Origin of the sequence: Lysobacter changpingensis (assembly GCF_017308985.1) — a bacterium.
GTDB classification, from domain to species: Bacteria; Pseudomonadota; Gammaproteobacteria; order Xanthomonadales; family Xanthomonadaceae; genus Lysobacter_J; species Lysobacter_J changpingensis.
The window spans coordinates 378,831-402,956 of record NZ_JADWPE010000006.1 but is presented as its reverse complement, the minus strand read 5'-3'; the positions used below and the strand labels follow the sequence as shown (position 1 = coordinate 402,956).

At 69.0% G+C, this 24,126-nt stretch carries 22 protein-coding genes and 2 pseudogenes; 13 read left to right on the top strand and 11 right to left on the bottom strand.

The genetic code is table 11. From position 1 onward, the window contains the following. Positions 1-178: 178 nt before the first annotated feature. A complete protein-coding gene (tyrS, locus tag I4U41_RS15780; RefSeq protein ID WP_242525271.1) occupies positions 179-1,405 on the bottom strand; it encodes a tyrosine--tRNA ligase in 1,227 nt (408 codons plus the stop codon). A gap of 192 nt (positions 1,406-1,597) precedes the next feature. On the opposite strand from tyrS, the gene I4U41_RS15775 reads away from it, so the two are divergent. Both I4U41_RS15775 and I4U41_RS15770 read left to right on the top strand, forming a co-directional pair. Next, positions 1,598-3,040 (top strand): M23 family metallopeptidase, encoded by a 1,443-nt coding sequence (locus tag I4U41_RS15775; RefSeq protein WP_206862109.1) that lies wholly within the window; start codon positions 1,598-1,600, stop codon positions 3,038-3,040. Position 3,041: 1 nt separating this feature from the next. Continuing rightward, a complete protein-coding gene (locus tag I4U41_RS15770; protein ID WP_206862108.1) occupies positions 3,042-4,214 on the top strand; it encodes an anhydro-N-acetylmuramic acid kinase in 1,173 nt (390 codons plus the stop codon). 19 nt (positions 4,215-4,233) lie between these two features. Here the strand turns inward: I4U41_RS15770 and I4U41_RS15765 are convergent, their stop codons facing one another. The 3 genes from I4U41_RS15765 to I4U41_RS15755 are packed head-to-tail and all read right to left on the bottom strand — an operon-like array spanning position 4,234 to position 6,759. After that, positions 4,234-4,569 carry a hypothetical protein gene (locus I4U41_RS15765; RefSeq protein WP_206862107.1) on the bottom strand — a complete coding sequence of 112 codons (336 nt, stop codon included), beginning with the start codon at positions 4,567-4,569 and terminating at the stop codon, positions 4,234-4,236. A gap of 26 nt (positions 4,570-4,595) precedes the next feature. Continuing rightward, the gene (locus tag I4U41_RS15760; RefSeq protein ID WP_206862106.1) at positions 4,596-5,996 is read right to left on the bottom strand and encodes an AmpG family muropeptide MFS transporter; all 1,401 of its coding nucleotides are present in this window, start codon (positions 5,994-5,996) and stop codon (positions 4,596-4,598) included. Then, positions 5,986-6,759, bottom strand: a complete 774-nt coding sequence (locus tag I4U41_RS15755; RefSeq protein WP_206862105.1) for an exodeoxyribonuclease III — start codon at positions 6,757-6,759, stop codon at positions 5,986-5,988. The genes I4U41_RS15760 and I4U41_RS15755 overlap by 11 nt, the downstream gene beginning before the upstream one ends. Before the next feature lie 82 nt (positions 6,760-6,841). On the opposite strand from I4U41_RS15755, the gene I4U41_RS15750 reads away from it, so the two are divergent. From I4U41_RS15750 to I4U41_RS15740, 3 genes are all read left to right on the top strand, one after another. After that, entirely contained in the window at positions 6,842-7,372 is a 531-nt protein-coding gene (locus I4U41_RS15750; protein ID WP_206862104.1) for a GNAT family N-acetyltransferase, read from the top strand. Beyond that, entirely contained in the window at positions 7,369-8,034 is a 666-nt protein-coding gene (gene pyrE / locus I4U41_RS15745; RefSeq protein ID WP_206862103.1) for an orotate phosphoribosyltransferase, read from the top strand. Before I4U41_RS15750 ends, pyrE begins: the two co-directional genes overlap by 4 nt. A gap of 91 nt (positions 8,035-8,125) precedes the next feature. Beyond that, on the top strand, positions 8,126-8,773 hold the full coding sequence (locus tag I4U41_RS15740; RefSeq protein ID WP_206862102.1) for a hypothetical protein: 648 nt from the start codon (positions 8,126-8,128) through the stop codon (positions 8,771-8,773). A 207-nt stretch (positions 8,774-8,980) separates the two neighbouring features. Here the strand turns inward: I4U41_RS15740 and I4U41_RS15735 are convergent, their stop codons facing one another. The 3 genes and pseudogenes from I4U41_RS15735 to coaBC form a co-directional block, all read right to left on the bottom strand. Next, complete coding sequence (locus I4U41_RS15735) at positions 8,981-11,299, bottom strand: phosphomannomutase/phosphoglucomutase (protein WP_206862101.1); 2,319 nt, start codon at positions 11,297-11,299, stop codon at positions 8,981-8,983. A 14-nt stretch (positions 11,300-11,313) separates the two neighbouring features. After that, positions 11,314-11,772: a dUTP diphosphatase gene (gene dut, locus I4U41_RS15730; protein ID WP_206862100.1), complete on the bottom strand. Its 459-nt coding sequence runs from the start codon at positions 11,770-11,772 to the stop codon at positions 11,314-11,316. Positions 11,773-11,903: 131 nt separating this feature from the next. Further along, positions 11,904-13,126, bottom strand: a pseudogene (gene coaBC / locus I4U41_RS15725) (bifunctional phosphopantothenoylcysteine decarboxylase/phosphopantothenate--cysteine ligase CoaBC). A 223-nt stretch (positions 13,127-13,349) separates the two neighbouring features. On the opposite strand from coaBC, the gene radC reads away from it, so the two are divergent. From radC to I4U41_RS15705, 4 genes are all read left to right on the top strand, one after another. After that, entirely contained in the window at positions 13,350-14,024 is a 675-nt protein-coding gene (radC, locus tag I4U41_RS15720) for a RadC family protein (RefSeq protein ID WP_206862099.1), read from the top strand. A 63-nt stretch (positions 14,025-14,087) separates the two neighbouring features. Next, positions 14,088-15,776 (top strand): arginine--tRNA ligase, encoded by a 1,689-nt coding sequence (gene argS, locus I4U41_RS15715; protein WP_206862098.1) that lies wholly within the window; start codon positions 14,088-14,090, stop codon positions 15,774-15,776. Continuing rightward, entirely contained in the window at positions 15,777-16,655 is an 879-nt protein-coding gene (locus I4U41_RS15710; RefSeq protein WP_206862097.1) for an SPOR domain-containing protein, read from the top strand. 398 nt (positions 16,656-17,053) lie between these two features. Continuing rightward, the gene (locus tag I4U41_RS15705; protein WP_206862096.1) at positions 17,054-17,449 is read left to right on the top strand and encodes a hypothetical protein; all 396 of its coding nucleotides are present in this window, start codon (positions 17,054-17,056) and stop codon (positions 17,447-17,449) included. A 150-nt stretch (positions 17,450-17,599) separates the two neighbouring features. Here the strand turns inward: I4U41_RS15705 and I4U41_RS15700 are convergent, their stop codons facing one another. From I4U41_RS15700 to speA, 3 genes are read right to left on the bottom strand one after another with little or no spacing between them, the layout of a single operon-like run. Beyond that, entirely contained in the window at positions 17,600-18,514 is a 915-nt protein-coding gene (locus I4U41_RS15700) for an NAD(P)-dependent oxidoreductase (protein ID WP_206862095.1), read from the bottom strand. Continuing rightward, positions 18,496-18,765 carry a YciI family protein gene (locus I4U41_RS15695; RefSeq protein WP_206862094.1) on the bottom strand — a complete coding sequence of 90 codons (270 nt, stop codon included), beginning with the start codon at positions 18,763-18,765 and terminating at the stop codon, positions 18,496-18,498. Before I4U41_RS15695 ends, I4U41_RS15700 begins: the two co-directional genes overlap by 19 nt. Then, complete coding sequence (gene speA / locus I4U41_RS15690) at positions 18,762-20,651, bottom strand: arginine decarboxylase (protein ID WP_206862093.1); 1,890 nt, start codon at positions 20,649-20,651, stop codon at positions 18,762-18,764. Before speA ends, I4U41_RS15695 begins: the two co-directional genes overlap by 4 nt. A gap of 187 nt (positions 20,652-20,838) precedes the next feature. On the opposite strand from speA, the gene speE reads away from it, so the two are divergent. Together speE and I4U41_RS15680 are read left to right on the top strand one after the other, a co-directional pair. Next, a complete protein-coding gene (gene speE, locus I4U41_RS15685; protein ID WP_206862092.1) occupies positions 20,839-21,693 on the top strand; it encodes a polyamine aminopropyltransferase in 855 nt (284 codons plus the stop codon). 302 nt (positions 21,694-21,995) lie between these two features. Continuing rightward, entirely contained in the window at positions 21,996-22,655 is a 660-nt protein-coding gene (locus I4U41_RS15680) for a phosphotransferase (RefSeq protein WP_206862091.1), read from the top strand. A 22-nt stretch (positions 22,656-22,677) separates the two neighbouring features. Here I4U41_RS15680 and I4U41_RS15675 read toward each other — a convergent pair whose 3' ends face one another. Next, on the bottom strand, positions 22,678-23,016 hold the full coding sequence (locus I4U41_RS15675) for a P-II family nitrogen regulator (protein WP_206862090.1): 339 nt from the start codon (positions 23,014-23,016) through the stop codon (positions 22,678-22,680). A gap of 177 nt (positions 23,017-23,193) precedes the next feature. On the opposite strand from I4U41_RS15675, the gene ubiK reads away from it, so the two are divergent. Beyond that, positions 23,194-23,463 (top strand): ubiquinone biosynthesis accessory factor UbiK, encoded by a 270-nt coding sequence (gene ubiK / locus I4U41_RS15670; RefSeq protein WP_206862089.1) that lies wholly within the window; start codon positions 23,194-23,196, stop codon positions 23,461-23,463. Between the two features lie 12 nt (positions 23,464-23,475). Beyond that, a pseudogene (locus I4U41_RS15665) lies at positions 23,476-24,120 on the top strand (magnesium chelatase domain-containing protein); the annotation flags it as partial. Positions 24,121-24,126 lie beyond the last annotated feature (6 nt).

Sequence of the window (24,126 nt, the reverse complement as noted above, 5' to 3'; positions counted from 1 at the left end):
CCGCCCCTCGAAATCCGCCGCTTCAACCGCGCCCCGCGTCAGTGATTCACCTCGGCGGGGCGCGCATTGTGCACACGCACAACACGAATTGGAAGAGGTCTTCGAAGAAATTTTTTTAGGCCTTCGCGAACGCCACGCGTGACGCATGAACGCGTGCGCGATCGCACGCGCCGAAGCATCACGCCGCGACCAGGCGAATACGCGCGAACGTGCGCTTGCCGACCGCGAGCACGCCTTCGAAGCCCGGCGCGAACACACGCTGCGCGTCCTCGACGACTTCGCCGTCGATGCGCACCGCGCGTTCCTTCAGCTTGCGGTTCGCTTCGGAATTGCTGGGCGTCAGGCCCACCGCCGTCAGCAACGCAGCGATGCGCAGCCCTTCCGCCGGCACGGCGACGTCGTTGATCGGCAGCGACGCGGTATCGCCCTCGCCACGCACGGCGGCATTCCAGCCCGCGACGGCCTGCTCCGCGGCGGATTCGCCCTGGAAGCGTGCCGCAAGCTCACGCGCCAGGCGCAGTTTCAGGTCGCGGGGATTCAGCTGGCCGCCTGCGATGTCGCGTTTGAGCTGCGCCGCCTCTGCGATGCCGATGTCGAAGCTCAACAGGTCGATCCAGCGCCACATCAGCACATCGTCGATCTTCATCGTCTTGGTGACGATGTCGATCGCCGGCTCGTTGATGCCGATGTAGTTGCCCAGCGACTTGGACATCTTGTTGACGCCGTCCAAGCCTTCCAGCAACGGCATCGTCAGCACGATCTGCGGCGGCTGGCCGTAGTGCTCCTGCAGGCCTCGGCCCATCAGCAGATTGAACTTCTGGTCGGTGCCGCCGAGTTCGACGTCGGCCTTCAATGCGACCGAGTCGTAGCCCTGCACCAGCGGATACAGGAATTCGTGGATCGCGATCGACTGCTGCGCCGCATAGCGCTTGGCGAAGTCGTCGCGTTCGAGCATGCGTGCGACGGTGTGCTGCGCGGCAAGCCTGATCATGTCCGCCGCGCCCATCTGGCCGAACCACTCGGAGTTGAAGCGCACTTCGGTGCGGTCCTTGTCCAGCACCTTGAACACCTGCTCGGCATAGGTCTGCGCGTTGGCCAGCACGTCCTCGCGGGTGAGCGGCTTGCGGGTGACGTTCTTGCCGGTCGGGTCGCCGATCATTCCGGTGAAGTCGCCGATCAGGAAGATCACCTGATGCCCCAGGTCCTGGAACTGCCGCATCTTGTTGAGCAGCACGGTGTGGCCGAGGTGCAGGTCGGGCGCGGTGGGGTCGAAACCGGCCTTGATGCGCAAGGGGCGGCCCAGCTGGAGACGGGCCTGGAGTTCCTCGCGTTTGAGGATCTCCTCGGCCCCGCGGCCGATCAGGTCGAGGGCATCTTGGACAGGGGCGGAAATCTGGGGCGGCAAAGTGAGACTCGCTGGTGAATGGTGAACGCGCAATGCGATCACGATCATGGATTCGGGTTAAATCACGGTTAAACATAACCGCCGGGGCACGTGAAGAAAAACCCTATTCAGTTCAAGGGTTTGACGCACACTGCTCGCACCTCTATGGTAACGCCGCTACACGGCCTTCACACCTGCGCGCGGGACACCAAAATGACAGCTTCCGAGAACGGTACGGATCGGCGCCAACGTCTCAAGGCGCTACGCGAAGCCGCTCTGCATCGTCCGGTGTCGGCGACCCAGGTGTCCCGGGGTTTCAACGGCCGCTGGACGCGTCGCCACTGGGCGCACGCGAGCCTGTTCGCGACGCTCGGCGTACTGGTCGCGGCGATCGTGCCCGGTTTCGGCCACACTTCCAATGCCCCCGCGCCGATGCATGCGCAGCGCAGTTCGCTGGCGCTCGCGCTGCCGCCGCTGCCGCTGGCCCGCCTGAAGGGCCATAACGGCGACAGCTGGCAGATCGTGCGCGTCGAGCGCGGCCAGACGCTGGGCGCGGTGTTCGAGGATCTCGACCTGCCGGCGTCGACCATGCACCGGATCCTGGACGCCGTGCCGGGCGACAAGTCCGTGCTGACGCGCCTGAAGCCCGGCACCGAACTCGCGTTCGACCTGCCGGTCAGCGGCGAGCTGCGCACGTTCCGTTACGACCGCGACGACAGCCATCGCGTCGAGCTGTCGGTCGCCGGGGACAAGGTCACCGAGAAAGTCATCGTCCGCCCGACCGAAACCCGCACCGTGGTGATCAGCGGCAAGGTCGGCAAGTCGCTGTTCCGCTCGGCGCGCAAGCTGGGCCTGTCGGGCAACAACATCAACACGCTGACCGACGAGATCTTCAAGTACGACATCGACTTCAACGAGGACGTCGGCGCGAACGACCGCTTCAGCGTGGTGGTCGAGCAGATCTGGCGCGAAGGCGAACTGCTGCGCACCGGCCCCGTGCTGGCGGCGACCTTCACCACCGGCGGCAAGCTGCACACCGGTTTCCGTTTCGAGCGCAACGGCAAGGCCGAGTACTTCACCGGCGACGGTCGTCCGCTGAAGAAGAGCTTCATCCGCATGCCGATCCCGTATGCGCGCCTGACCTCGGGCTTCGGTGCGCGTCGCCACCCGGTGCTGGGCCGCATGCGCATGCACAAGGGCGTGGACTACGCCGCGCGCACGGGCACGCCGATCATGGCGGCCGGCGACGCGCGTGTCGTCTCCGCCGGCTGGCACGGTGGTTACGGAAACGCGGTGGTGCTCGACCACGGCCGCGGCTACACCACGCTGTACGGCCATATGTCGCGCGTGGCGAAGATCCGTCGGGGCCAGCGCATCGCGCAGGGCACGGTGATCGGCTACGTCGGCAGCACCGGCATGTCGACCGGCCCGCACCTGCATTACGAATTCCGCGTGAACGGCGCGCACCGCAACCCGCTCTCGATCACCATGCCGCCGCCGGAACCGCTGTCGGGCGCCGCGCTGGCGCAGTTCCGCGCACAGACGGCCGTGGCGCTGGCGCGCATCCAGAAGGTCGAGAACATCATCTACGCCGACGTCTCCCAGACGTCGCCGGCCGCGCGCAAGCCGGCCAAGTCCGCCAAGACCAAGGCCTGACATGCCCCACAACCCGGCCGGGCCGGTGGACGGCTCTGCCGTCGACGGTCTTTTCGTCGGCCTGATCTCGGGTACCAGCGCGGACGGCATCGACGCCGCGCTGGTCCGTTTCGAACGTCGCCCCGGTTCCCGCGATACGGTCGAGTTGCTGCTCGGCCGCACGTACGCCTGGGACGAAGCGCTGCGCACGCGACTGGTCGCCCTCGGCCAGGGCCTCGACGCGCAATCGCTGGACGAACTGGGCACGCTGGACATGCAGATCGCCGAAGCCTTCGCCGACGCCGCGCTGCGCCTGCTCGATGACGCCGGCGTCCCGGCGGCGGAGGTGCACGCGATCGGCTCGCACGGACAGACCGTCCGCCATCGCCCGGACGGCGCGCGTTTCGATGGCCGCCGCCCCTTTACCTGGCAGATGGGCGACGGCGGACTGATCGCCGAACGCACCGGCATCGCGACCGCGTCCGATTTCCGCCGCCGCGACGTCGCCGCCGGTGGCCACGGCGCCCCGCTGCTGCCGGCGCTGCATGCCGCATTGCTGGCCGATGCCTCCGAAGATCGTGCGGTGCTGAACCTCGGCGGCATCGCCAACTTCACGCTGCTGCCGGCGAACGGACCGGTACGCGGCTTCGACACCGGCCCGGCGAACTGCCTGCTCGATGCGTGGTGCCACCGCCACACCGGCGCGGCGTTCGACGCCGGCGGCGCGTTCGCCGCGCAGGGCACGCTGGATGCCGAGCTGCTGGCGCGCATGCTCGAGGAGCCGTGGTTCATGCTGCCGCCGCCCAAGAGCACCGGCCGCGAGCAGTTCCACCTGCCGTGGGTCGAACGCCGCCTCGACGGCGACGAATCGCCCGCCGACGTGCAGGCGACGTTGCTGGAACTGAGCGCGATCACCATCGCCGACGCGTTGCGCGCGCACCAGCCGGCCACGCGTCGAGTGCTGGCGTGCGGCGGCGGCGTGCACAACCCGCGCCTGATCGAGCGCATCGGTGCGCATCTGCCGGGCGTGGCGGTCGAATCGACCGCGCATCACGGCGTCGATCCGGATTTCGTCGAGGCGATGGGGTTCGCGTGGCTGGCACGGCAGACGCTGTCGGGTCTGCCCGGCAATCTCCCCAGCGTGACCGGCGCGCGCGGGCCGCGCGTGCTCGGCGTGGTGCATCCGGCCGCCTGACGCGGCCGTCATCCCGCCGTCAGCCCTTCTGGGCGTAGGCCATCAGGTCGCGGTCGACGTCGGTCAGGCCCTGATTTTCCAGCGGGAGCGCGGCGACATCCGCCGGACGCTCCATGCGGCCGATCTTCGAGAAACCCGGATCGCTCGGGATGTGTTCCAGCGCGGCGATCGCCGCCTGCAGCGCCATCGCATCGGAATCGGTGAAACGTGCCGCCAGCTCGGCTTCGCAGGCAAAAAGGCCGTGTTCGAGCAGATGCACCAGCGCTTCCTGCAGCGGCCACGAGCGCGCTTGGGCCACGCGCTTGACGCGATCGAGGAGCAGCGGGTCGATGTCGTGCAGGATGATGTCGGTCATGCAGGTTCCTTCCAGGCCGGGCCTGGTCATTCCACCGCCGGCGTGCGCGCGGTCGCGCCGGTCCGGCGAGCGGCCAGGACCAGGCACAACAGCAGCGCCGGTATGCCGATCAGGGCCGTTCCGGCGAAGAATAGCGAATACGCCTCCAGCAAACTGCGGCCCACTTCCAGTTGTTCGATGGTCCAGCCCGACAGGCCCTTCAGGACCTTTCCGGGCAAGGCGTAGAACGAACTGAGCAACGCGTACTGCGTGGCGGTGTAGCCGGCGCTGGTCAGGCTGGACATGTAACCGATCAGCGCCACCCCGGCGAAGCCGGAGCAGAAATTGTCGATCACCATCACCGCCGTGAAGACACCGGCGTCGGCGCCGTGCAGCGCCAGGTACGAGAACGCCAGGTTCGAGCCGGGGCCCAGCACCGCGCCGGCCATCAGCGTCGCGAAGAAGCCGAACCGCACCGCGCACAGCCCGGCGGCGGCGATGCCCAGCGTCGTCGCCAGCAGGCCGAAGCTGCCGCGGACCGCGCCGACGGTTTCCTTGTCCAGGCCGAGGTCGGCGTAGAACGGGTTCGCCATCGGGCCGAGCACGAAATCGGGCAGCCGGTACAGGCTGATCGCCAACAGCATCACCAGCGCCCACTTGCCGTGTGCACGGAAGAACACGACGAACGGCGCGACGATGGCGTCGTACAGGCCCTGCACGGACAGCATCGACGCATGCGGTGCGGCGGCGGCCTGCACGCTCGCCGCGGGCTCGCGCGCCAGCAACGTGGCGACGATGCCCACGCCCATCAGCGCGGCCATGAGTTCGTACGACATCGACCAGCCGATGTGCGCGGCGAAGATGAGGATCAGCGAGTCGGTGACCAGCAGCGCGCCGCGATAGCCCAGCGCCGACGTCGCCGTCAGCAGGCCCTGCTGCTCGTTGCTGGAGGCGATCTCGATGCGCCAGGCGTCGATCACGATGTCCTGCGTCGCCGAAGCGAACGCGACGATCAATGCCATCGCGCCGAACACCACCAGCTGGTCGAGTTCGACGCCGCCGAGCATCAGCCGGCCTTCCTGCGGCTGCACCATCGCCATGCCGGTGAGCCCGGCAGCGCACACGATCTGCGCGAGCAGCATCCAGCCGCGACGTCGCCCAAGGAGCCGCCCGAGCAGCGGCGCATCGAGCTTGTCGATCAGCGGCGCCCACAGGAATTTCAGCGAGTACGCCAGGCCGACCCACGAGAGGAAACCGATCGTCGACAGCTCGATCGCGTTCTCGCGCATCCAGTAGCCGAGCGTGTTGCCGACCAGGTAGATCGGAATGCCGGAGCTGAAGCCCAGCAACAGCATCACCAGGACTTTCGGCTCGCGCAGGTTGGCCGCGACCAGGCGCCAGCCCTTGCGTTGCTGCGGCGCCTGCGACTGCGCGTTCTCAGAGGTCATAGTCGACGCTGAACGGCGCGTGGTCGGAGAAACGCGGTTCGCGCAGGATCGAACAGGCGCGCAGCTTCGGCGCCAGGTTCGGCGTGACCAGCTGGTAATCGATGCGCCAACCCACGTTGTTCGCGCGCGCGGCGCCGCGGTTGCTCCACCAGGTGTAGTCCTGCCCTTCCGCGTGCAGCGCGCGGTACGCGTCGACCCAGCCGGCCGTGTCCACGCACAGGCCGTTCAGCCATTCGCGCTCGGGCGGCAGGCAGCCGGAGTTCTTCTGGTTGCTCGTCCAGTTCCTGATGTCGAGCCTGGAACGCACGATGTTCCAGTCGCCGCACAGCACGTATTCGCGCCCGCTGGCGAGCCATTCGTCCAGGTGCGGCTTCAGCCAGTCCATCACCTTGAACTTGAACCCCTGCCGCTCCTCGCCCGACGAGCCCGACGGGATGTAGAACGACACCACGCTCAGGTTGCCGAATCGCGCCTCGATGTAGCGGCCTTCATCGTCGAACGGGGCCCACCCCATCGACGTGCGCACCTCGTCCGGCTCGCGCTTGCTGTAGATCGCGACGCCGCTGTAGCCCTTCTTGGTGATCGCGTCCTTGAACCACGCACGGTAGCCCTCGGGCAGGAACTGCGGACCGGCGAGCTGGTGTTCCTGCGCCTTGGTTTCCTGAACGCACAACACGTCGGCGTCCTGCGTGCGGAACCAGTCGAAGAAGCCCTTGTTGGCGGCCGAGCGCAGGCCGTTGGCGTTGAAACTGATGATGCGCATGCGCACTCCACTACGATGTGCCGGCGATCATAGCCCCTCGCGCGGCGCCGCACGGAACGGCTCGAATCGGCTCGGGGCTATCATGAACGCCATGTCCGCCGTCACCGCCCGCGTCCGCGTCGAACCGATCGTGGATCCCGATTCGCCCGCCGCGCATTCGGTGCGGGCGCTGCGCGTGGCTCCGGACCAGTATCGCTACGTCGGCGACACCGCCTTCAACCTCGGCGACACGCTGCGCGATCCGATGAGCGAGGCGATGTCGGTGATCGCCGACGACGTCGTCGTCGGCTTCTACCGGCTCGATTTCGCACCCAATGCCGTCGTCGGGCGTTCGCTCGGCGCGCCCAGCGTGGGCCTGCGTGCGTTCGTGATCGACCACCGCCACCAGGGTCGCGGCTACGGCCGCATGGCGATGGAAGCCTGCTGCGAGGACCTGCGCCGGCGCCATCCCGATCGCGAACTGCTGGTGCTGACGGTGAACTGCATCAACGCCCCGGCGATCGCCGCCTACCGCAAGGCCGGCTTCACCGACACCGGCGAGCTTTTCCACGGCGGCAGCGCCGGCCCGCAGCACGTGATGCTGCAATCCCTCCATCCGCACCCGACGACATGACCCAAGACCACCGCGCCCGATTCCTCGACCTGGCCCTGCGTGTCGATGCCCTGCGCTTCGGCGAGTTCACCCTCAAGTCGGGCCGCCAGAGCCCGTATTTCTTCAACGCCGGGCGCTTCGATTCGGGCGCCGCGCTCGCCGGGCTGGCCGCGTGCTACGCCGATGCGATCGACGCGCACGGTGTCGGCTTCGACCTGCTGTTCGGCCCGGCCTACAAGGGCATCCCGCTGGCGACCGCGCTGGCCTGCGAGTACGCGCGTCGCGGTCGCGACCTGCCGGTCGCATTCAACCGCAAGGAAGCCAAGACGCACGGCGAAGGCGGCAACCTGATCGGCGCGCCACTCGCCGGCCGGCGCGTGCTGATCGTGGACGACGTGATCACCGCCGGCACCGCGATCCGCGAGGCGCTCGGACTGATTCGTGACGCAGGTGGCGAAACGGCGGGGATCGTGATTGCGCTCGATCGGCAGGAAGCCATCGACCCGGCCAAAACCCGACGCTCAGCGGCACAATCGGTCGCGGCCGACCATGGGTTGCCGGTCATCGCGGTCGCGACCTTGGCCGACCTGCTCGCCTTCGCCGGCGGGCATCCGGAACTCGCCGCGCAGCGCGAGCGCCTGCTGGCGTATCGGCAGGCTTACGGGAGCGATGAGGCCGCCTGAGCGTGACGCAATACGCCGGCAGCGACGCTGGCGTGACTCTTGCATGTTTCTGGGGGAATTCCCGACGGCTCCTTCGGACTTTGCTGACGTCATGAACCGCACTCTGCCGCTGCTCGCCTGCACGTTGATGCTCGCCACGACCGGTGTCGCCATCGCCCAGAAGAAATCCGGCGAAGGCGCCGCCAAGAAGCTGTACTGCTGGAACGAGAACGGCGCCCGCGTGTGCGGCGATGCGCTGCCTGCCCACGCCGTGGACAACGCGCGCACCGAGATCAATGCCAGAAGCGGCCTGGCGACCAAGGAAGTGGCGCGCGCGCTGACCGCGCAGGAGCGCGCCGCGGCCGAGGCGCAGGCGAAGCTGGACAAGGAAAAGGCGGCGCTCGACGAAGCGAAGAACCGTCGCGATCGCGCCATGGCCGAGTCCTACGCGACCGAGGACGACCTGCGGCGCGCCTTCGGCGAACGCCAGGCGGTGATGGACGAATCGATCAAGGCCTCGCGCCTGGGCGTGGAAGGTCGTCGCGACACGCTCATCGCGCTGCTGCGTCGCGCCGGCGAGAACGAACTGTCCGGCAAGCCGGTGCCCAAGCCGGCGCAGCAGAACGTGCGCATCCAGCACGACCAGTTGATCCGCCAGCAGGAATTGCTCGTCCAGCAGCTGGCCGAGCGCGAGGTGATCGACGAGGAGCTCGCCGCGGCGCTGGAGCGTTATCACGCGCTCAGGCAGCCCAGGAGCTAGGAACCAGCGGAGAGGAACCAGAAACGGGAGCAGCAGGCGTCTCGCAGGACCGACCCCGAACCTGTACTGGGAACCCGGAAAACAGAAGGCCGACGGTGACAAACCGCCGGCCTTCTTCTTCGGGGCAAGGAAATCAACGAGTCCGCTGCGAACGCCTGATCGAAGCGCCCATCACCCGGTTCTCGTTCCTCTCCCCTCGTTCCTCGCTCAGAAAGGCAGTGCCAGGTCCGGCCGCAGCGCCAGCAGCTGCGTGCGGAATTCCGCCTTGATGCGCGCCAGCGCCTCCGGCGAATCCGCATCGAAGCGCATCACCAGCACCGGCGTGGTGTTGGACGCACGCACCAGGCCCCAGCCGTCCTGCCAGTCCACGCGCAGGCCGTCGATGGTCGACAGGCGCGCGCCCTCGAACTTCGCCTCGTCGCGGAACCACTCCACGAAGCTGTGCGGGTCGCCGTCCGGCGCATCGACCTTGATCTCCGGCGTGGAGATGCCGTTGGGCAGCGCGGCGAGCGTCTCGCTTGGCGAACGCGGTTGCGCGGCGAGGATCTCCAGCAGGCGTGCGGCCGAGTAAATGCCGTCGTCGAAGCCGTACCAGCGCTCCTTGAAGAAAAAGTGGCCGCTCATCTCGCCGGCCAGTTCCGCGTCGGTCTCGCGCATCTTGGCCTTGATCAACGAATGGCCCGTCTTCCACATCAGCGGGCTGCCGCCGTGGCGCAGGATGTGCCCCGGCAGGCGCCCGGTGCACTTCACGTCGAACAGGATCACCGCGCCCGGGTTGCGCTCGAGCACGTCCGCCGCGAACAGCATCAGCAGGCGGTCCGGGAAGATGTTCTCGCCCTCGCGCGTGACCACGCCCAGACGGTCGCCGTCGCCGTCGAAGGCGATGCCGACGTCGGCCTCCAGGCGCTGCACCATGCGGATCAGGTCGGTGAGGTTGTGCGGCTCGCTCGGGTCCGGATGGTGGTTCGGGAAGGTGCCATCGATGTCGCAATACAGCGGCGTCACGTCGGCGCCGATCGCCGCCAGCACGCGCGGTCCGATCTCGCCCGCCACGCCGTTGCCGGCGTCGACGACCACGCGAAGCGGACGGTCGATCTGCACGTCGGATGCGATGCGCTGGACGTAGTCCTCCGAGATGTCGCGCTGGACCAGCGACCCCAGGTCGCCCATGTGCAGGCGGTCGTCGGCGATGCGGGCGTACAGGTCGGTGATGGCGTCGCCGGAGAGCGTCTCGCCGCCGACGACGATCTTGAAGCCGTTGTAGTCCGGCGGATTGTGGCTGCCGGTCACCGAGACGCAGGAGCCGGCGCGCAGGTGATAGGCGCCGAAGTACACGACCGGCGTCGGCGCGAGGCCGATGTCGATGACGTTGCGGCCGGCCTTGCGCAGGCCGGCGATCAGGCCTTCCACCAGCGCCGGCCCGGACAGACGGCCGTCGCGGCCGACGACGATGTCGGTCAGGCCCTTCTCGTGCATCAGCGAGCCGATCGCGTGCCCGATCAGTTCCGCCACGCCCGCGTCCAGCGACTGGCCGACGACACCGCGGATGTCGTATGCGCGGAAGATGCCACGGTCGATGGTGACGGACGGGACGGGGGCAACAGGCTTCGGGGGAGTCACGGGGGCGGTTACCGGTTCAGGGGGATTGGCCTCAATGCTCTCCGCCAGCGTCTGAACGGCCCCTTCATCTTCCTGTTCAGGGAGGTTGCGCTTTGCCGCGAACTGCGGAGCACGCCACGCCAGGAACGCCAGCAGCACAAAGACCGCTGCGGCAATGAAGCACCCCAGCGCGCCAAGTCCGAACGGGCCGCCGGCCACGTCCGGCACCGCGGCGGCGACGCGCAGGTCGCTGCCCGGCACCTTCGCGGCCAGCGCCTCGGCGCCGCCGGACAGGCTCCTGTCGCCGCGCTCGATAGCGCTGAACCCACCTTGGCGCAGCGCCAGGTAGCTGTCGTCGGCGACATTCACCTGCTCCAGGCCCGCTGCGATCCGATTGATCGGCAGTCGCACGTAGGCCACGCCGACGACACGATCGGCGACGCGGGCCGGCGCGGCCAGCGCCAGCTGCGGCCCGCCGTTGTGGCGGACCAGGCCGGACACCGGGCGATTGGCCGCGATCGCCGCTTCGATCACGCCCAGCCGCCCGTAGCCGCCCTTCGGCAGCGCGGCGTACTCGGCGGTCAGGTCCAGCGGCAGCACCGCGACATCGCTCGCGCCGTTCCAGCCCTTGCCGAGTTCCTGCGCCGCCGCCGCCAGGTCGCCGGCGGTCAGCGCGGCCTGCAGCGTGGGTGCGGCGAGGCGTTCGGCGAGCTGCTTCTGTTCGGCGCCAAGCGCCTTCGTCGCGCCTTCGACGGCGGCGTTGCGCGCCTGGGCGATGGCCAGCTGGCGCGCGCTGTCGCGATGCAGCTGCCAGCCGCTCCAGGCGAAAAATGCCGCCAGCAGTACGAACAGCGCGACCACCAGCGGCAGCACCACTTTCAGGTGCGCGGCGCCGGCCGCGAGTTGCCCTTTTTCCAGACCCTTCATCCCCATCCCCTTTGTCAACGGACGCCGGTGTGGCCGAAGCCGCCCGTGCCACGCGCGCTGGTTTCGAATTCGTCCACCACCGCAAGCTGCGCCCGCACGATCGGCAGGATCACCAGCTGCGCGATGCGGTCCCCCGGCTGCATCGTAAAAGCCTCCCGACCGCGGTTCCACACGCTGATCAGCAGCGGCCCCTGGTAGTCGGCATCGATGAGCCCCGTGCCATTGCCGAGCACGATGCCGTGCTTATGCCCCAGGCCCGAACGCGGCAGGATCACCGCGCACATCGTCGGATCGCCCAGGTGGATCGCCAGTCCCGACGGCACCAGCGCGGTGTCGCCGGGTTGCAGCGTCAGCGGCTCGTCCAGCGCGGCGCGCAGGTCGAGGCCGGCGCTGGCGGGCGTGGCGTAGGTCGGCAGCGGCCATTCGCCGCCGAAGCGCGGGTCGAGGATCTTCAGTTCGAGCGTGTGGTTCATGCGGTCCGTCGTTGAGGGTTCGCGCCGGCATCGATGGGCGCGAACGGGTGGATCGTCGTTCGGCGGTCAATCCGGAAACGCTCCGGGAAGCATCCTGCGAAAACGACGCAAGGGCCGTGCCAACCGCGGCGTCAGCCCGGAAGGCGCGCGGCGATCAGTCCGAGCAGGTCGTCGGCCAGCGCGGTCTTCGGTGCCGGGCCGAGCACGTGGCTCGCACCATCGGCGGCGTAGACGGCCAGCGTGTTGTCGTCGCTCTCGAACCCGCTGCCGGCCACGCCCACGCGATTGGCGGCGATCAGGTCCAGGCGCTTGTTCTGCAGCTTGTGCCGCGCGTAGGCCTCGACGTGGTCGGTCTCGGCGGCGAAACCCACCACCAGCCGCGGTCGATGCTCGTGCGCGGCGATATCGGCAAGGATGTCGCGCGTGCGCACCAGCGTCAGGGTCAGCGTGTCCTGCCCGGCGGTCTTCTTGATCTTGTTCGCGGCGGCCTGCATCGGTGCGAAATCCGCCACTGCCGCGGCGCCAATGTAGATATCGGCCGGCAGCTGCGCGAGCACGGCCTCGTGCATCTGCGCGGCCGAACGCACGTCGATGCGCGTCACGCCCTCGGGCGTGGGCAGCGACACCGGTCCGGCCACCAGCACCACCTGCGCGCCGGCGCGGGCCGCGGCCTGGGCGACGGCGAAGCCCATCTTCCCGCTGCTCCTGTTCCCGATGAAGCGGACCGGATCGATGTCCTCGTACGTGGGGCCGGCGCTCACCACGATGCGCGTTCCACGCAGGCGTTGGGTGGCGCTCATGCGAAGGCCTGCTCGAGTGCGGCCAGGATTTCCGCCGGCTCGCTCATGCGGCCCGGGCCGGATTCGCCTTCGGCGAGCGGGCCGTCGTTCGGTCCGACGACCTGCACGCCGCGTTCGCGCAGCGTCGCGATGTTGGCCTGCGTGGCCGGATGCAGCCACATGCGGTGGTTCATCGCGGGCGCGATCGTGATCGGCGCCGTGGTCGCCAGGCACAACGTGCTGACCAGATCGTCGGCGAACCCGTGCGCCAGTTTCGCCAGCGTGTTCGCCGTGGCGGGCGCGAGCACGATGCGATCGGCCCAGCGCGCCAGTTCGATGTGCCCCATCGCGGCTTCCGCGGCGGCATCCCACAGCGAGGTGCGCACCGGCCGGCCCGACAACGCCTGGAACGTGGTCGTGCCGACGAAGTGCTGCGCGTTCCCGGTCATCGCCACCGTCACCTCGCAACCGGCGTCGCGCAGACGGCGCACCAGTTCGGCCGATTTGTACGCGGCGATGCCGCCGCACACGCACAGCAGGATTTTGCGTCCGCGCAGGGAGCCGGGCTCGACCATCTGGAAAATACCTACCGCCGAATCGGTGTTTAGCTTACCCGAATGACCTGCCCAGCCCGCCTGCGCCCGCCGCGCCGACGCGATGCAATACGCCCATGGCGGGCGGCCGTCACACGAGTGCGGTGGTGCGGGCTCGTGATGCGGCGCGGGTCGGTGCTCAGTGGTGCATCGCCCCGCGCAACGGCGGCCGCCCGCCCTCATTCCTCCCTCACCCCTTGCGCCCATGCACATCCGCGAATGGCCACCCGACGAACGCCCGCGCGAGCGCCTGCTCGCGTTCGGCGCGAGCGCGCTTTCCGACGCGCAACTGCTGGCGATCTTCCTCGGCTCGGGCCTGCGCGGACGCGATGCCGTGACCACGGCGCGCGAGCTGCTGCAGGCACACGGCCCGCTGCGCGCGCTGCTCGAACAGCCGCCGGACGCGCTGACGCAACTGCCCGGTCTGGGCCCGGCCCGCGCGTGCCGGCTGGCGGCGGCGCTGGAACTCGGGAACCGCATGCTCGGCGCGGAACTCGAGCGCGGCGCGCTGCTCAGCGATCCGCCCGCTGCCGGGCGCTATTTCTCGCAGCGGCTGCGCGGGCGATCGCGCGAGGTGTTCGCGGTGCTGTTCCTCGACACGCGACACCGCGCGATCGCCTTCGAGGAACTCTTCCACGGCACCATCGACGGCGCCCACGTCCACCCGCGCGAGGTCGTGCGCCGCGCGCTGGCGCTTAACGCGGCCGCGGCGATCTGCGGCCACAACCACCCCAGCGGCAATCCAGAGCCCAGCGGCGCCGACCGCAGCATCACCGTGCGACTCAAGGAAGCGCTGGCGCTGGTCGAGGTGCGGCTGCTCGACCACATCGTGGTCGGCGACGGGACGCCGGTCTCGCTGGCCGCCCGGGGCTGGCTGTGAACGCCCGGCCCGGCACGCCCGCTCGCGTACAATGCGCGGTCCCGCAGCACCCCGCCCATTCCCGTGAAATCCACTCTCCGCGCCCTGGTGGCGCAGGCCATCGACGCCCTCCGCGCCGCAGGCACCCTGCCGGCCGACCTGGCCACGCCCGAGTTCGTCATCGAGCGCCCAAAGAATGCCGGGCAGGGCGACTTCTCCACCAACGCCGCCATGCTGCTGGCCAAGCCCGCACGCTCGAACCCGCGCGCGATCGCGCAGGCGCTGGTCGATGCGTTGCCCACGACCGCGGACCTGGCCAAGGTCGAGATCGCCGGACCCGGCTTCATCAACTTCCACGTCGACGAAGCCGCATGGCGCCGGCAGATCGGCGACGTGCTGGCGCGTGGCGCCGCATACGGCCGCAACGAGAGCGGCAAGGGCCATCGCGCCGGCGTGGAATACGTGTCGGCCAATCCGACCGGTCCGCTGCACGTCGGCCATGGCCGCGCGGCGGTGATCGGCGACTGCATCGCGCGCGTACTCGATGCCAACGGCTGGAACGTGGCGCGCGAGTTCTACTACAACGACGCCGGCGCGCAGATCAACAACCTCGCCATTTCGGTGCAGGCACGCGCGCTCGGCAAGGGTCCGGAGCATCCGGACTGGCCGGAAGACGGCTATCGCGGCGACTACATCAAGGACGTCGCGGCGTCCTACCTGCGCGGCGACAGCGTCGAGGTGGAAGGTCACGTCGTCACCGGCGCGAAGGACGCGAACGATCTCGACGCGATCCGTCACTTCGCCGTGGCCTATCTGCGTCGCGAGCAGAACCTGGACCTGGAAGCCTACGGCGTCTCCTTCGACGTCTACTTCCTGGAGTCCTCGCTCTACACCGACAACAAGGTGGACGAGACGGTGCGCGAGCTCGTCGCCCACGGTCACACCTACGAGGAAGGCGGCGCGCTGTGGCTGCGCACGACCGACTTCGGCGACGACAAGGACCGCGTGATGCGCAAGTCCGACGGCACGTACACCTACTTCGTGCCGGACGTGGCCTACCACCGCAGCAAGTGGCTGCGGGGTTACGAGCGCGCGATCACCGAACTGGGCGCCGATCACCACGGCTCGCTGGCCCGCGTGCGCGCCGGCCTGCAGGCGCTGGATTGCGGCATCCCGGAAGGCTGGCCGGAATACGTGCTGCACCAGATGGTCACCGTCATGCGCGGCGGCGAGGAAGTGAAGCTGTCCAAGCGTGCCGGCAGCTACGTCACGCTGCGCGACCTGATCGACGAGGTCGGCCGCGACGCGACGCGCTGGTTCCTGATCGCGCGCAAGCCCGACTCGCAGCTGACCTTCGACATCGACTTCGCGCGCAGCCAGTCGCTCGACAACCCGGTGTACTACGTGCAGGTTTCGCACGCGCGCATGCACGGCCTGATGCGCCAGCTGAAGGAGCGCGGGCTGTCGTTCGACGCCGCCAACGGCCTGGCCCAGCCGCTCGACCTGGACGATGCGCCCGCGCGCGAGCTGATCGCCACGCTGCTGCGCTACGCCGATGTCGTCGAAACGGCCGGCCGCGACCTGGAACCCCACCAGATCGCCGCCTACCTGCTCGAGCTGGCGCAGACCTTCCAGACGTACTACAACGACCACCAGTTCCTGGTCGACGACGCCAACACCCGCGACGCGCGTCTCGTGCTCGCGATGGCGACGCGGCAGGTGCTGGCGAACGGTCTCGAACTGCTGGGCGTAAGCGCCCCCGAGGTGATGTAAGTGGCGGCAAAGCGAGGCAAGTCCCAGGCGCGGCGCAAGTCCGGCGGCGACAGCAGCCTGCCCGGCTGGGCGTGGATGGTGCTGGGCGTCCTGCTGGCGGTGGTGGCGATCCTGGTCGCGCCGAAGTACTTCAAGTCCAGCGGCGACGGCTTCTTCCGCCCGCAGCCCAACCCCGACGCCGAGCCCGCGACGGTGAGCGGCGCCGACGAGGAGCCCATCGCCGACGAAGCCGCGCCCGCGCCATCCAAGGGCAAGCGCGAGCCCGCCGAAACGCCGGCGAAGAAGGACACCGATTACGACTTCTACACCCTGCTTCCGGGTCGTGAAGTGCCGATGTCGGACGCCGAACTCGCCGCCAGCGAGAAGGCGGAGGCCAAGCGCGCCGCCGAGCGCGAGAAGCAGGCGCGCCAGGCCGCCGAGGATGCCGACGCGGCAGCCACGCCAACGCCGATCGCGCCGACCGCCGCGCCGCTGCCGCGTCCGGTGGAAACCGATACCGTTCCCTCGCGCACGCCAATCCCCGTCAGCACGCCGAAACCGGCCACGACCACGGCTTCGACGCCGACGAACACCCCTTCCGCCAGCACGTCCACGGCCCCAACGGCCGCGACAACGCCGGCCGCTGCGAGCGCATCCGCCGACGACGGAACCCGTTACCTGCTTCAGGCCGGCGCGTTCCAGGCGTCCGGCCAGGCGGAGGAGATGAAGGCGCGCATCGCGATGCTCGGCCTCAGCGCGCGCGTCGAATCGGCCAGCATCAACGGCAACACGGTCTACCGCGTGCGCATGGGCCCTTACGGCACCGCCAGCGACCTCGCCGACGCCAAGCGCAAGCTCGCCGGTGGCGGGCTGCAGGCGATGGCGATCAAGGTGAAATAAGGGCGTGGCGCTCTCCGGCTTCGCGCCGGCGAGGCCGCTTACGATGAGCCCCTTGCAGCGGGACCGGCTGCAATTCACCCGTCGTCCTTGCCGGCTATTGCGGCGAAAGTGGAAATCCCGAGCGCTACGGTTTCCCTAGCCAAGAGAGGCGCAGCCGCCTGAATGCCCGCCATGCATGAAAGGCGCGGATGGGGCCGCGGATCGGCCGCCCAAGCTGCCCGCATTCGCGGGAGTGACACAAGGCACGGGTTGTCGTCCGCGAGCGCCCGACGTCCAAGCCATCGTCGCCCATGCCCCCGCACTGCTCCCCACATCGCGACCCGCGACCGCGATCACCGCCTCCGTCGCATTCCGAAGCTAGACTGCCGCGATCCCGCAACGGGATCTCTGGGGATCGGATGGACAAGCGCATTCTGTCGGGCTGCATCGCCTCGCTGGTCGGGCTGATGCTGTTCGCCCTCGTCGGTTTCCTGTTCGGCGCGAAGCTGCACCACGTGCAGGCCACGCCGTGGGGCGAGCTGCCGCTGCTCGACCTCTCGGGCGTGTTGCTGTCGATGGCCGTCGGCGGCGCCATCGCCGGACGTCGCTATGCGTGGTATGCCGTGGGCATGGTCGCCCTGCTCTGGGCCGCCACCGTGTTCGTGCTGATTTCGGTACAGCCGGAGATGGCGCTGTCGAAGGTGCTGCGCTTCAACCGCCTCGCGATCGGCGCCAGCCTGCTGCTGGCGTGGCTGGGCGCGTTCGCGGGCGCACGGCTCGGCGAACGCACGCGGGTCCGGCGCGCATCGGCCTGAGTTCGCCCGAACCGTCGTTTCTGCGAAAGCTGGGACCCACCGGATTTGCCCGGACACGGCGCACGTCGCCGTTGAACGATCGCCCCCGCAACAAGGCGATCCTTCCAACGCCCCGGCAGAAGCCCTCAAGCCGCCGAAACGGCGTAACCCTCACCCGCCCCGCTTCAGCGTGATCAGCGCCGACGTATCCGCCTCGCCCTGTCCGCGCTCGATCAGCTCGGCGTAGTCGGCCAGCGCCTGTTCGACGGTGCTCATGCGCACGCCCGTATCGCGAGCGATCGCCGAGACGATGCGCAGGTCCTTCAGCATGTGCGCGCACTTGAAGCCCGGCGTGAACTCGTCGCGCAGCATCGTCGCGCCGCGCTTGTCGAGGAACCAGTTGTTCGCCGCGCCCGCCATCAGCGTGGGGAGCAGCTTTTCCGGATCCAGGCCGAGCTTCTCGCCCAGCGCGAGCCCTTCGCAGACAGCTTCGTTGATGCCGGCCACCAGCACCTGGTTCACGGCTTTCGTCGCCTGGCCGGCGCCGGTCGCGCCCATGTGGCTGATGCGCGCGGCGTAGCTTTCGATCACCGGGCGCGCGGTTTCGAGTACGTCCGCCTCGCCGCCCACCATCACCGACAGCTTGCCGTTGCGCGCGCCTTCCACGCCGCCGGACACCGGTGCGTCGAGGAAGCCGATGTTGTGCGTCGCCAGCATCGCGGCGCAGCGGCGCGCGGTATCCACGGCGACGGTCGAATGGTCGATCACGATCGCGCCCGGCTTGAGCACGTCGGCCAGCGCGGTGACGTTTTCCAGCACGTCGGCGTCGAGCGACACGCACAGCACCACGACGTCGCAGTCGGCGAAGTTCGCCGCCGAACGCGCGGCACGCACGTTCAGTTCGGCGGCGCACGCGTCGGCCTTGGCCTGGGTGCGGTTGCCCACCGCGGTGAGCAGGCCCTTGGCGTGCACGTAGCGGGCCATCGGGGCGCCCATCGCGCCGAGGCCAATGAAGCCAACTTTCATCTGCTTGTTCCGTTTGTTGATAAGGGGAACGCGTGTGCCGCTCAGGGCGCGGCGTTCCATTCATGCACGGTGACGTCCGACGCACCGGTGGTATGCAGCGGATCCGCGAACGCGATCGATTCGGCCTCGGCCAGGTCGTCCGCCCTCACCACGTACGCGCCCCCGCTCCTGTCGGAAAACGGCCCGGCCAGTTCCAGCCGGCCTTGGTCGCGCAACGCGTCGAGGTGCGCATGATGCGGCGCGATCACCGCCGCGTCGAAGCCCTCCGTACGCCACGCGAGGACCAGGTACCGCTTTCGCCCGTCGCTCATGCCAGCGGCACGTCGTCGAGGTAGGTGTAACCGGTGAGCCCGCTTTCCAGCGCGGCATCGAGCCGGGCCGCCTCCTCCGCCGGCAACGCGGCGGCGGCGACCTTCTCGCGATACGCCGCGCGCAGGTCGTCGAGCCGGTAGCCGACGTAGTCGAGCATCACGTCCGTCGTGTCGCCGCGGCGCTGCTGGGTGAGATGGTAACCGTCGCCTTCGATGCGCACTTCCACCGCGTCGGTGTCGCCGAACAGGTTGTGGATGTCGCCGAGGATTTCCTGGTACGCGCCGACCAGGAAAAACCCGATGCGGTACGTCTCGCCCGGACGCTGCGCGTGCAGCGGCAGCGAGGTGTCCAGGCCTTCGTTCTCGACATAGGTCTTCACCGTGCCGTCGGAATCGCAGGTCATGTCGGCCAGCACGCCGCGGCGGGTGGGTTCCTCGTCAAGGCGTTCGATCGGGAGGATCGGGAACACCTGGTCGATCGCCCACACGTCCGGGATCGATTCGAACACGCTGAAGTTGACGAAGTACTTGTCGACGAGGCGGTCGTTGAGTTCGTCCAGCAGCTCGCGGTGGCTCTTCTCGTCGTAGCTCAGGCGCTTACGCACCGAGTGCGCGATCGCGTAGAACAGGTCGTCGATGCGCGCGCGATGCACCAGGTCGAGCTGGCCCAGCGCATAGAGCTGCAGGCCTTCGGCGTGGTGGTGCTGCGCCTCGTGGAACAGCTCCACCGGCGGGCGCTGCTCCAGCTCGCTGTAGACCTCGCGCAGGTGGCGGATCACCGCCGGCTCGTCGTCGTGCACGTCGGGGATGCGGCCTTCGGGCGCTTCCTCGACTTCCGCCACGTTCGCCACCAGCACCGCGTGGTGCGCGGTCATCGCGCGGCCGCACTCGGTGACGATGCGCGGCGGCACCAGCCCGTGTTCGGCGCAGGCGTCGGAGAGCGGCTGCACGATGGAGTTGGCGTACTGCTGCACGCCGTAGTTGATAGAACAGAAGCCGCGCGAACGCGTGCCTTCGTAATCGATGCCCAGGCCGCCGCCGACGTCCATGTAGCGCACGTTGGCGCCCAGGCGCGAGAGTTCGACGAAATAGCGCGTCGCCTCCCGCATGCCGTTGGCGATGTCGCGCACGTTGGAGATCTGCGAGCCCATGTGGAAGTGCAGCAGCTGCAGCGTGTCGGTCATGTCCGAATCGCGCAGCTTCTTCCACAGATCCAGCACCTGGCGCGGCGAGAGGCCGAACTTCGCCTTGTCGCCGCCGCTGTTCTGCCACTTGCCCGCGCCGAGCGAGGCCAGCCGCATGCGCACGCCGAGGCCCGGCTTCACGCCGAGCGCGGCGGCTTCATCCATCACGAGTGCGAGTTCGGAGGGCTTCTCGATGACGATGAAGGTCTCCAGCCCGAGCTTGCGGCCGATCAGCGCCAGGCGGATGTACTCGCGGTCCTTGTAACCGTTGCAGACGATCAGGCCGCCCGGCCGCGACAGCGCGAGCACGGCCATCAATTCAGGCTTGCTGCCCGCTTCCAGGCCGAACCCTTCGCCGGTGTGCGACGCGAGCGTGCCGGCAACGCCGCGATGCTGGTTCACCTTGATCGGATACACCGCCGTGTAGCCGCCGGCGTAGCCCCAGTCGGCCTGCGCCTGCGCGAAGGCGGCCTGCAGCTTGCCGAGGCGGTCGCCGAGAATGTCCGGGAAGCGCACCAGCAGCGGCAGCTTGGCGCCGTTGGCCTTGGCGGCGTCGACGACCTGCGGCAGCGAGATCGCCGGGCCCTTCTCGCCGCGCGGCCGCACGACGACCTGCCCGTTCGCGCCCACGTCGAAATAGCCTTCCGACCAGTGCGGGATCGAGTAGGTCTTGCGGGCCTGATCGAGCGACCAGTGGGACATCGGCGCGGTTCCGGGGGAGGCGGGGGGACGCGCATTCTACAGCCCGGGGGCGGACGGTCCCGTCCCCAGGGCCGATCGGCGACGAATCCGGCCCGTAACACGCTCTCCGCTACAATGCCGCCCCTTTTCCCGCCGCCCCGGCCCGTCGACGACGGCGATCGGACGGCCTTTCCCCTGGGACGCGCGCATGAGCACCAACACTTCCTGGCATTACGAGAACTTCGACCCGACCGGTTCGGCGATCGGCTACCGCATCACCCGGAAGCTGGACGAAGTGCAGTCGCCGTTCCAGAAGATCGAGATCTTCGAGAGCACCGACTGGGGCAACCTGATGCTCATCGACGGCGCGATGATGCTGACCACGAAGGACAACTTCTTCTATCACGAGATGATGTCCCACCCGGCGCTGTTCACCCACGCCAGGCCCGAGAACGTGGTGATCATCGGCGGCGGCGACTGCGGCACGCTGCGCGAGGTGCTCAAGCACAAGGGCGTGAAGAAGGCCGTCCAGTGCGACATCGACGAGCAGGTCACGCGCATGGCCGAGAAGTGGTTCCCGGAGCTGTGCGACGCCAACGACGACCCGCGCGCGACGCTGCTGTTCGACGACGGCATCGCCTACATGAAGAACTGCGAACCGGGCTCGCTGGACGTGGTGATCGTGGACTCCACCGACCCGGTCGGGCCGGCCGAGGGCCTGTTCAACAAGGCCTTCTTCGAAAGCTGTTTCCGCGCGCTGAAGGACGACGGCATCCTGGTCCAGCAGTCCGAGTCGCCGCTGATGCTGCTCTCGCTCATCAAGGAAATGCGCGCCGAGATGGGCAAGGCCGGCTTCAGCACGTTCCAGACGCTGCCCTTCCCGCAGCCGTGCTACCCGACCGGCTGGTGGAGCTGCACGCTGGCGCGCAAGGGACAGGGTTTCGATTTCCGCGTGGCGGACGCCCGCGCGAAGGACTTCGATACCAAGTACTACACCGCCGACGCGCACCAGGGCGCCGCGGTGCTGCCGCCGTTCGTCGCGGCGGAACTCGGCGAAGGCTGAGGCGCCGCGCACCCGCTCTGGTAGCCCGGGTAAGCGAAGCGCACCCGGGAGACGTTGCGCGGCCTGGACCCGGGTACGCTTCGCTTACCCGGGCTACAAGAACGTCGCACCGAAGCCCCGCTATCGCGGGGCTTTTCGTTGTTGCAGCTATGCCGAATCGGGCGCGCCCGTGAAACGGTGAGTGCCGCATACCCCGATCGGCCCGGCGAATCCGCGTCGTTAAAATTTCGCTACTGAATCGTCCGGTTCAGTGAACCGCCGCGCCGCCCTCCCCCGAGCACGACGCGCGTCGCCGGATCGCCATGAACGCCAATGCCCTGCCGCGCGACCCCCGGTCGCTGCCGCCCGACGTTCGCCTGCTCAAGCGCGGCGAACGCTTCCTCGAACCCGACGTCTACGTCCTCGACGTGGATGGTCGCCCCGCCGTGGTCAAGGATTACGGCCGCTACCGCTGGACCCCGCTGTCGCCGCTGGCGCGGCTGCTGGTCCGGCGCGAAGCGCGCGTGCTCGCCCTGCTGCGCGGCTGGCGCCATGCGCCGGCGCTGCTCGGCACCATCGGCGGCCTCGCGCTGGGCATTGAATTCATTCCCGGCGTGGCGCTAGGCGAAGTCGCGCTGGAGGCCGGCTCGCACGTGTTCCAGCAGCTGCGCGGCGCGGTCGCTTCGCTGCATGCGGCAGGCATCACCCACAACGACCTGCACCCGGCCAACGTGCTGGTGGCGGGATCGACGCCGGTGCTGATCGACTTCGCCTCCGCCATGCGCACCCCGCGCTGGCTGCGATGGGTGCCGCTGGTGCGCGAACTGCGCCGCAGCGACCTCGCGAACGTGGTGAAGATGCGCCAGCGCCTTACCGGCGAGCCGCCGAGTCCGCGCGAAGCCGAACTGCTCGCCGCGCCGCGCTGGGTCGATGCGATCCGGCTGGGATGGAAGCGGATCTATCGTCGTATCAAGGGCGGTTGACTCGCGTCACGAACGCACGCGCTCAAAGCGCATCCGCATCCATCTCGCCGGTCCGGATGCGCACCGCGCGTTCCAGATCCCAGACGAAGATCTTGCCGTCGCCGATCTTGCCGGTGCCGGCGGCCTTCATGATCGCCTCGACCACCGCGTCCACCTGTTCGTCGGTCACCGCGACCTCCAGCTTGATCTTCGGCAGGAAGTCGACCACGTACTCGGCGCCACGGTAGAGCTCGGTGTGCCCCTTCTGGCGCCCGAAGCCCTTCACCTCGGTCGCGGTGATCCCGGCCACGCCGGCCTCGGCGAGCGCCTCGCGCACGTCGTCGAGCTTGAACGGCTTGATCACCGCCATGACCATCTTCATCGCTTCGTTCTCCTGCCAGCGTGGGCGGCAGGATAGCGAAGACGGTGCCGTGCCGGGTGGCCCTGGGGTAGAGTGACGCCACTTTCGGACTTCCCCCACACGCCGCCGCGGCCCGCGCCGACGGCGTCCTCACGGCCCACCCCGCACTCTTCGGTGAACGCCCGAGGACCTTCCCTCATGATCGACCTGAACCCCATCGACGACCTCGCACGACGCCTCAGCACCCTGGTTCCCCCGAGCGTGCGCGAAGGCCGGGAAGAACTGCAGCAGAACTTCAAGGCCGTCCTGCAGACCGGACTGGCCAAGCTCGACCTGGTCACCCGGGAGGAGTTCGAGGTCCAGCGCGCGGTGCTGCTGCGCACGCGCGAGAAGCTGGAAGAACTCCAGCGCACCGTGGCCGAGCTGGAAGCACAGCTCGCGCAGTCGCCGACGCTGCCGCACCACTAAGTCGCCGTCCCCATGAATCTGGCACTCGTGCACAGCCGTGCGCGATCGGGCGTCCGTGCGCCCGCGGTCCGGGTCGAAGTGCACCTGGCGGGCGGCTTGCCAACGATGTCGATCGTCGGCCTGCCCGAAGCCGCGGTGCGCGAGGCGAAGGACCGCGTTCGGGCGGCCATCCTGTGCGCGCAGTTCGAATTCCCGGCGCGGCGCATCACCGTCAACCTCGCGCCGGCCGACCTGCCCAAGGACGGCGGGCGCTTCGACCTGCCCATCGCCTTGGGCATCCTCGCGGCGAGCGGGCAGATCCCGCTGGAGGCGATGGCCGACTGCGAATTCCTCGGCGAGCTCGGCCTCACCGGCGAACTGCGCGCGGTCGATGGCGCGCTGCCGGCGGCGCTCGCGGCCGGCGACGCGGAGCGCCGGCTGATCGTGCCGGCCGGGAACGGATCCGAAGCCGCGCTCGCCAGCCGCGTCGAAGTACGCACCGCGCGCACCCTGCTCGAGGTCTGCGGCCACCTCACCGGCCGCAAGCCGCTACCGCACGCGCACGCGCCGGCACTGCAACGGACGCCCGGTCCCGACCTCGCCGATGTGCGCGGCCAGGCGCAGGCGCGACGCGCACTGGAGATCGCCGCGGCAGGCGGTCATCACCTGCTACTGTTGTAGCTG

Coding starts and splice junctions, on each gene's coding strand:
- I4U41_RS15740 (WP_206862102.1), top strand. CDS start 8,126: ATGAACCGCACTCTGCCGCTGCTCGCCTGCACGTTGATGCTCGCCACG.
- ubiK (WP_206862089.1), top strand. CDS start 23,194: ATGATCGACCTGAACCCCATCGACGACCTCGCACGACGCCTCAGCACC.
- I4U41_RS15760 (WP_206862106.1), bottom strand. CDS start 5,996: ATGACCTCTGAGAACGCGCAGTCGCAGGCGCCGCAGCAACGCAAGGGC.
- I4U41_RS15695 (WP_206862094.1), bottom strand. CDS start 18,765: ATGAGCGACGGGCGAAAGCGGTACCTGGTCCTCGCGTGGCGTACGGAG.
- I4U41_RS15675 (WP_206862090.1), bottom strand. CDS start 23,016: ATGAAGATGGTCATGGCGGTGATCAAGCCGTTCAAGCTCGACGACGTG.
- I4U41_RS15775 (WP_206862109.1), top strand. CDS start 1,598: ATGACAGCTTCCGAGAACGGTACGGATCGGCGCCAACGTCTCAAGGCG.
- speE (WP_206862092.1), top strand. CDS start 20,839: ATGAGCACCAACACTTCCTGGCATTACGAGAACTTCGACCCGACCGGT.
- I4U41_RS15700 (WP_206862095.1), bottom strand. CDS start 18,514: ATGGAACGCCGCGCCCTGAGCGGCACACGCGTTCCCCTTATCAACAAA.
- pyrE (WP_206862103.1), top strand. CDS start 7,369: ATGACCCAAGACCACCGCGCCCGATTCCTCGACCTGGCCCTGCGTGTC.
- I4U41_RS15770 (WP_206862108.1), top strand. CDS start 3,042: ATGCCCCACAACCCGGCCGGGCCGGTGGACGGCTCTGCCGTCGACGGT.
- I4U41_RS15680 (WP_206862091.1), top strand. CDS start 21,996: ATGAACGCCAATGCCCTGCCGCGCGACCCCCGGTCGCTGCCGCCCGAC.
- I4U41_RS15750 (WP_206862104.1), top strand. CDS start 6,842: ATGAACGCCATGTCCGCCGTCACCGCCCGCGTCCGCGTCGAACCGATC.
- dut (WP_206862100.1), bottom strand. CDS start 11,772: ATGAACCACACGCTCGAACTGAAGATCCTCGACCCGCGCTTCGGCGGC.
- I4U41_RS15705 (WP_206862096.1), top strand. CDS start 17,054: ATGGACAAGCGCATTCTGTCGGGCTGCATCGCCTCGCTGGTCGGGCTG.
- I4U41_RS15765 (WP_206862107.1), bottom strand. CDS start 4,569: ATGACCGACATCATCCTGCACGACATCGACCCGCTGCTCCTCGATCGC.
- I4U41_RS15735 (WP_206862101.1), bottom strand. CDS start 11,299: ATGAAGGGTCTGGAAAAAGGGCAACTCGCGGCCGGCGCCGCGCACCTG.
- radC (WP_206862099.1), top strand. CDS start 13,350: ATGCACATCCGCGAATGGCCACCCGACGAACGCCCGCGCGAGCGCCTG.
- speA (WP_206862093.1), bottom strand. CDS start 20,651: ATGTCCCACTGGTCGCTCGATCAGGCCCGCAAGACCTACTCGATCCCG.
- I4U41_RS15755 (WP_206862105.1), bottom strand. CDS start 6,759: ATGCGCATCATCAGTTTCAACGCCAACGGCCTGCGCTCGGCCGCCAAC.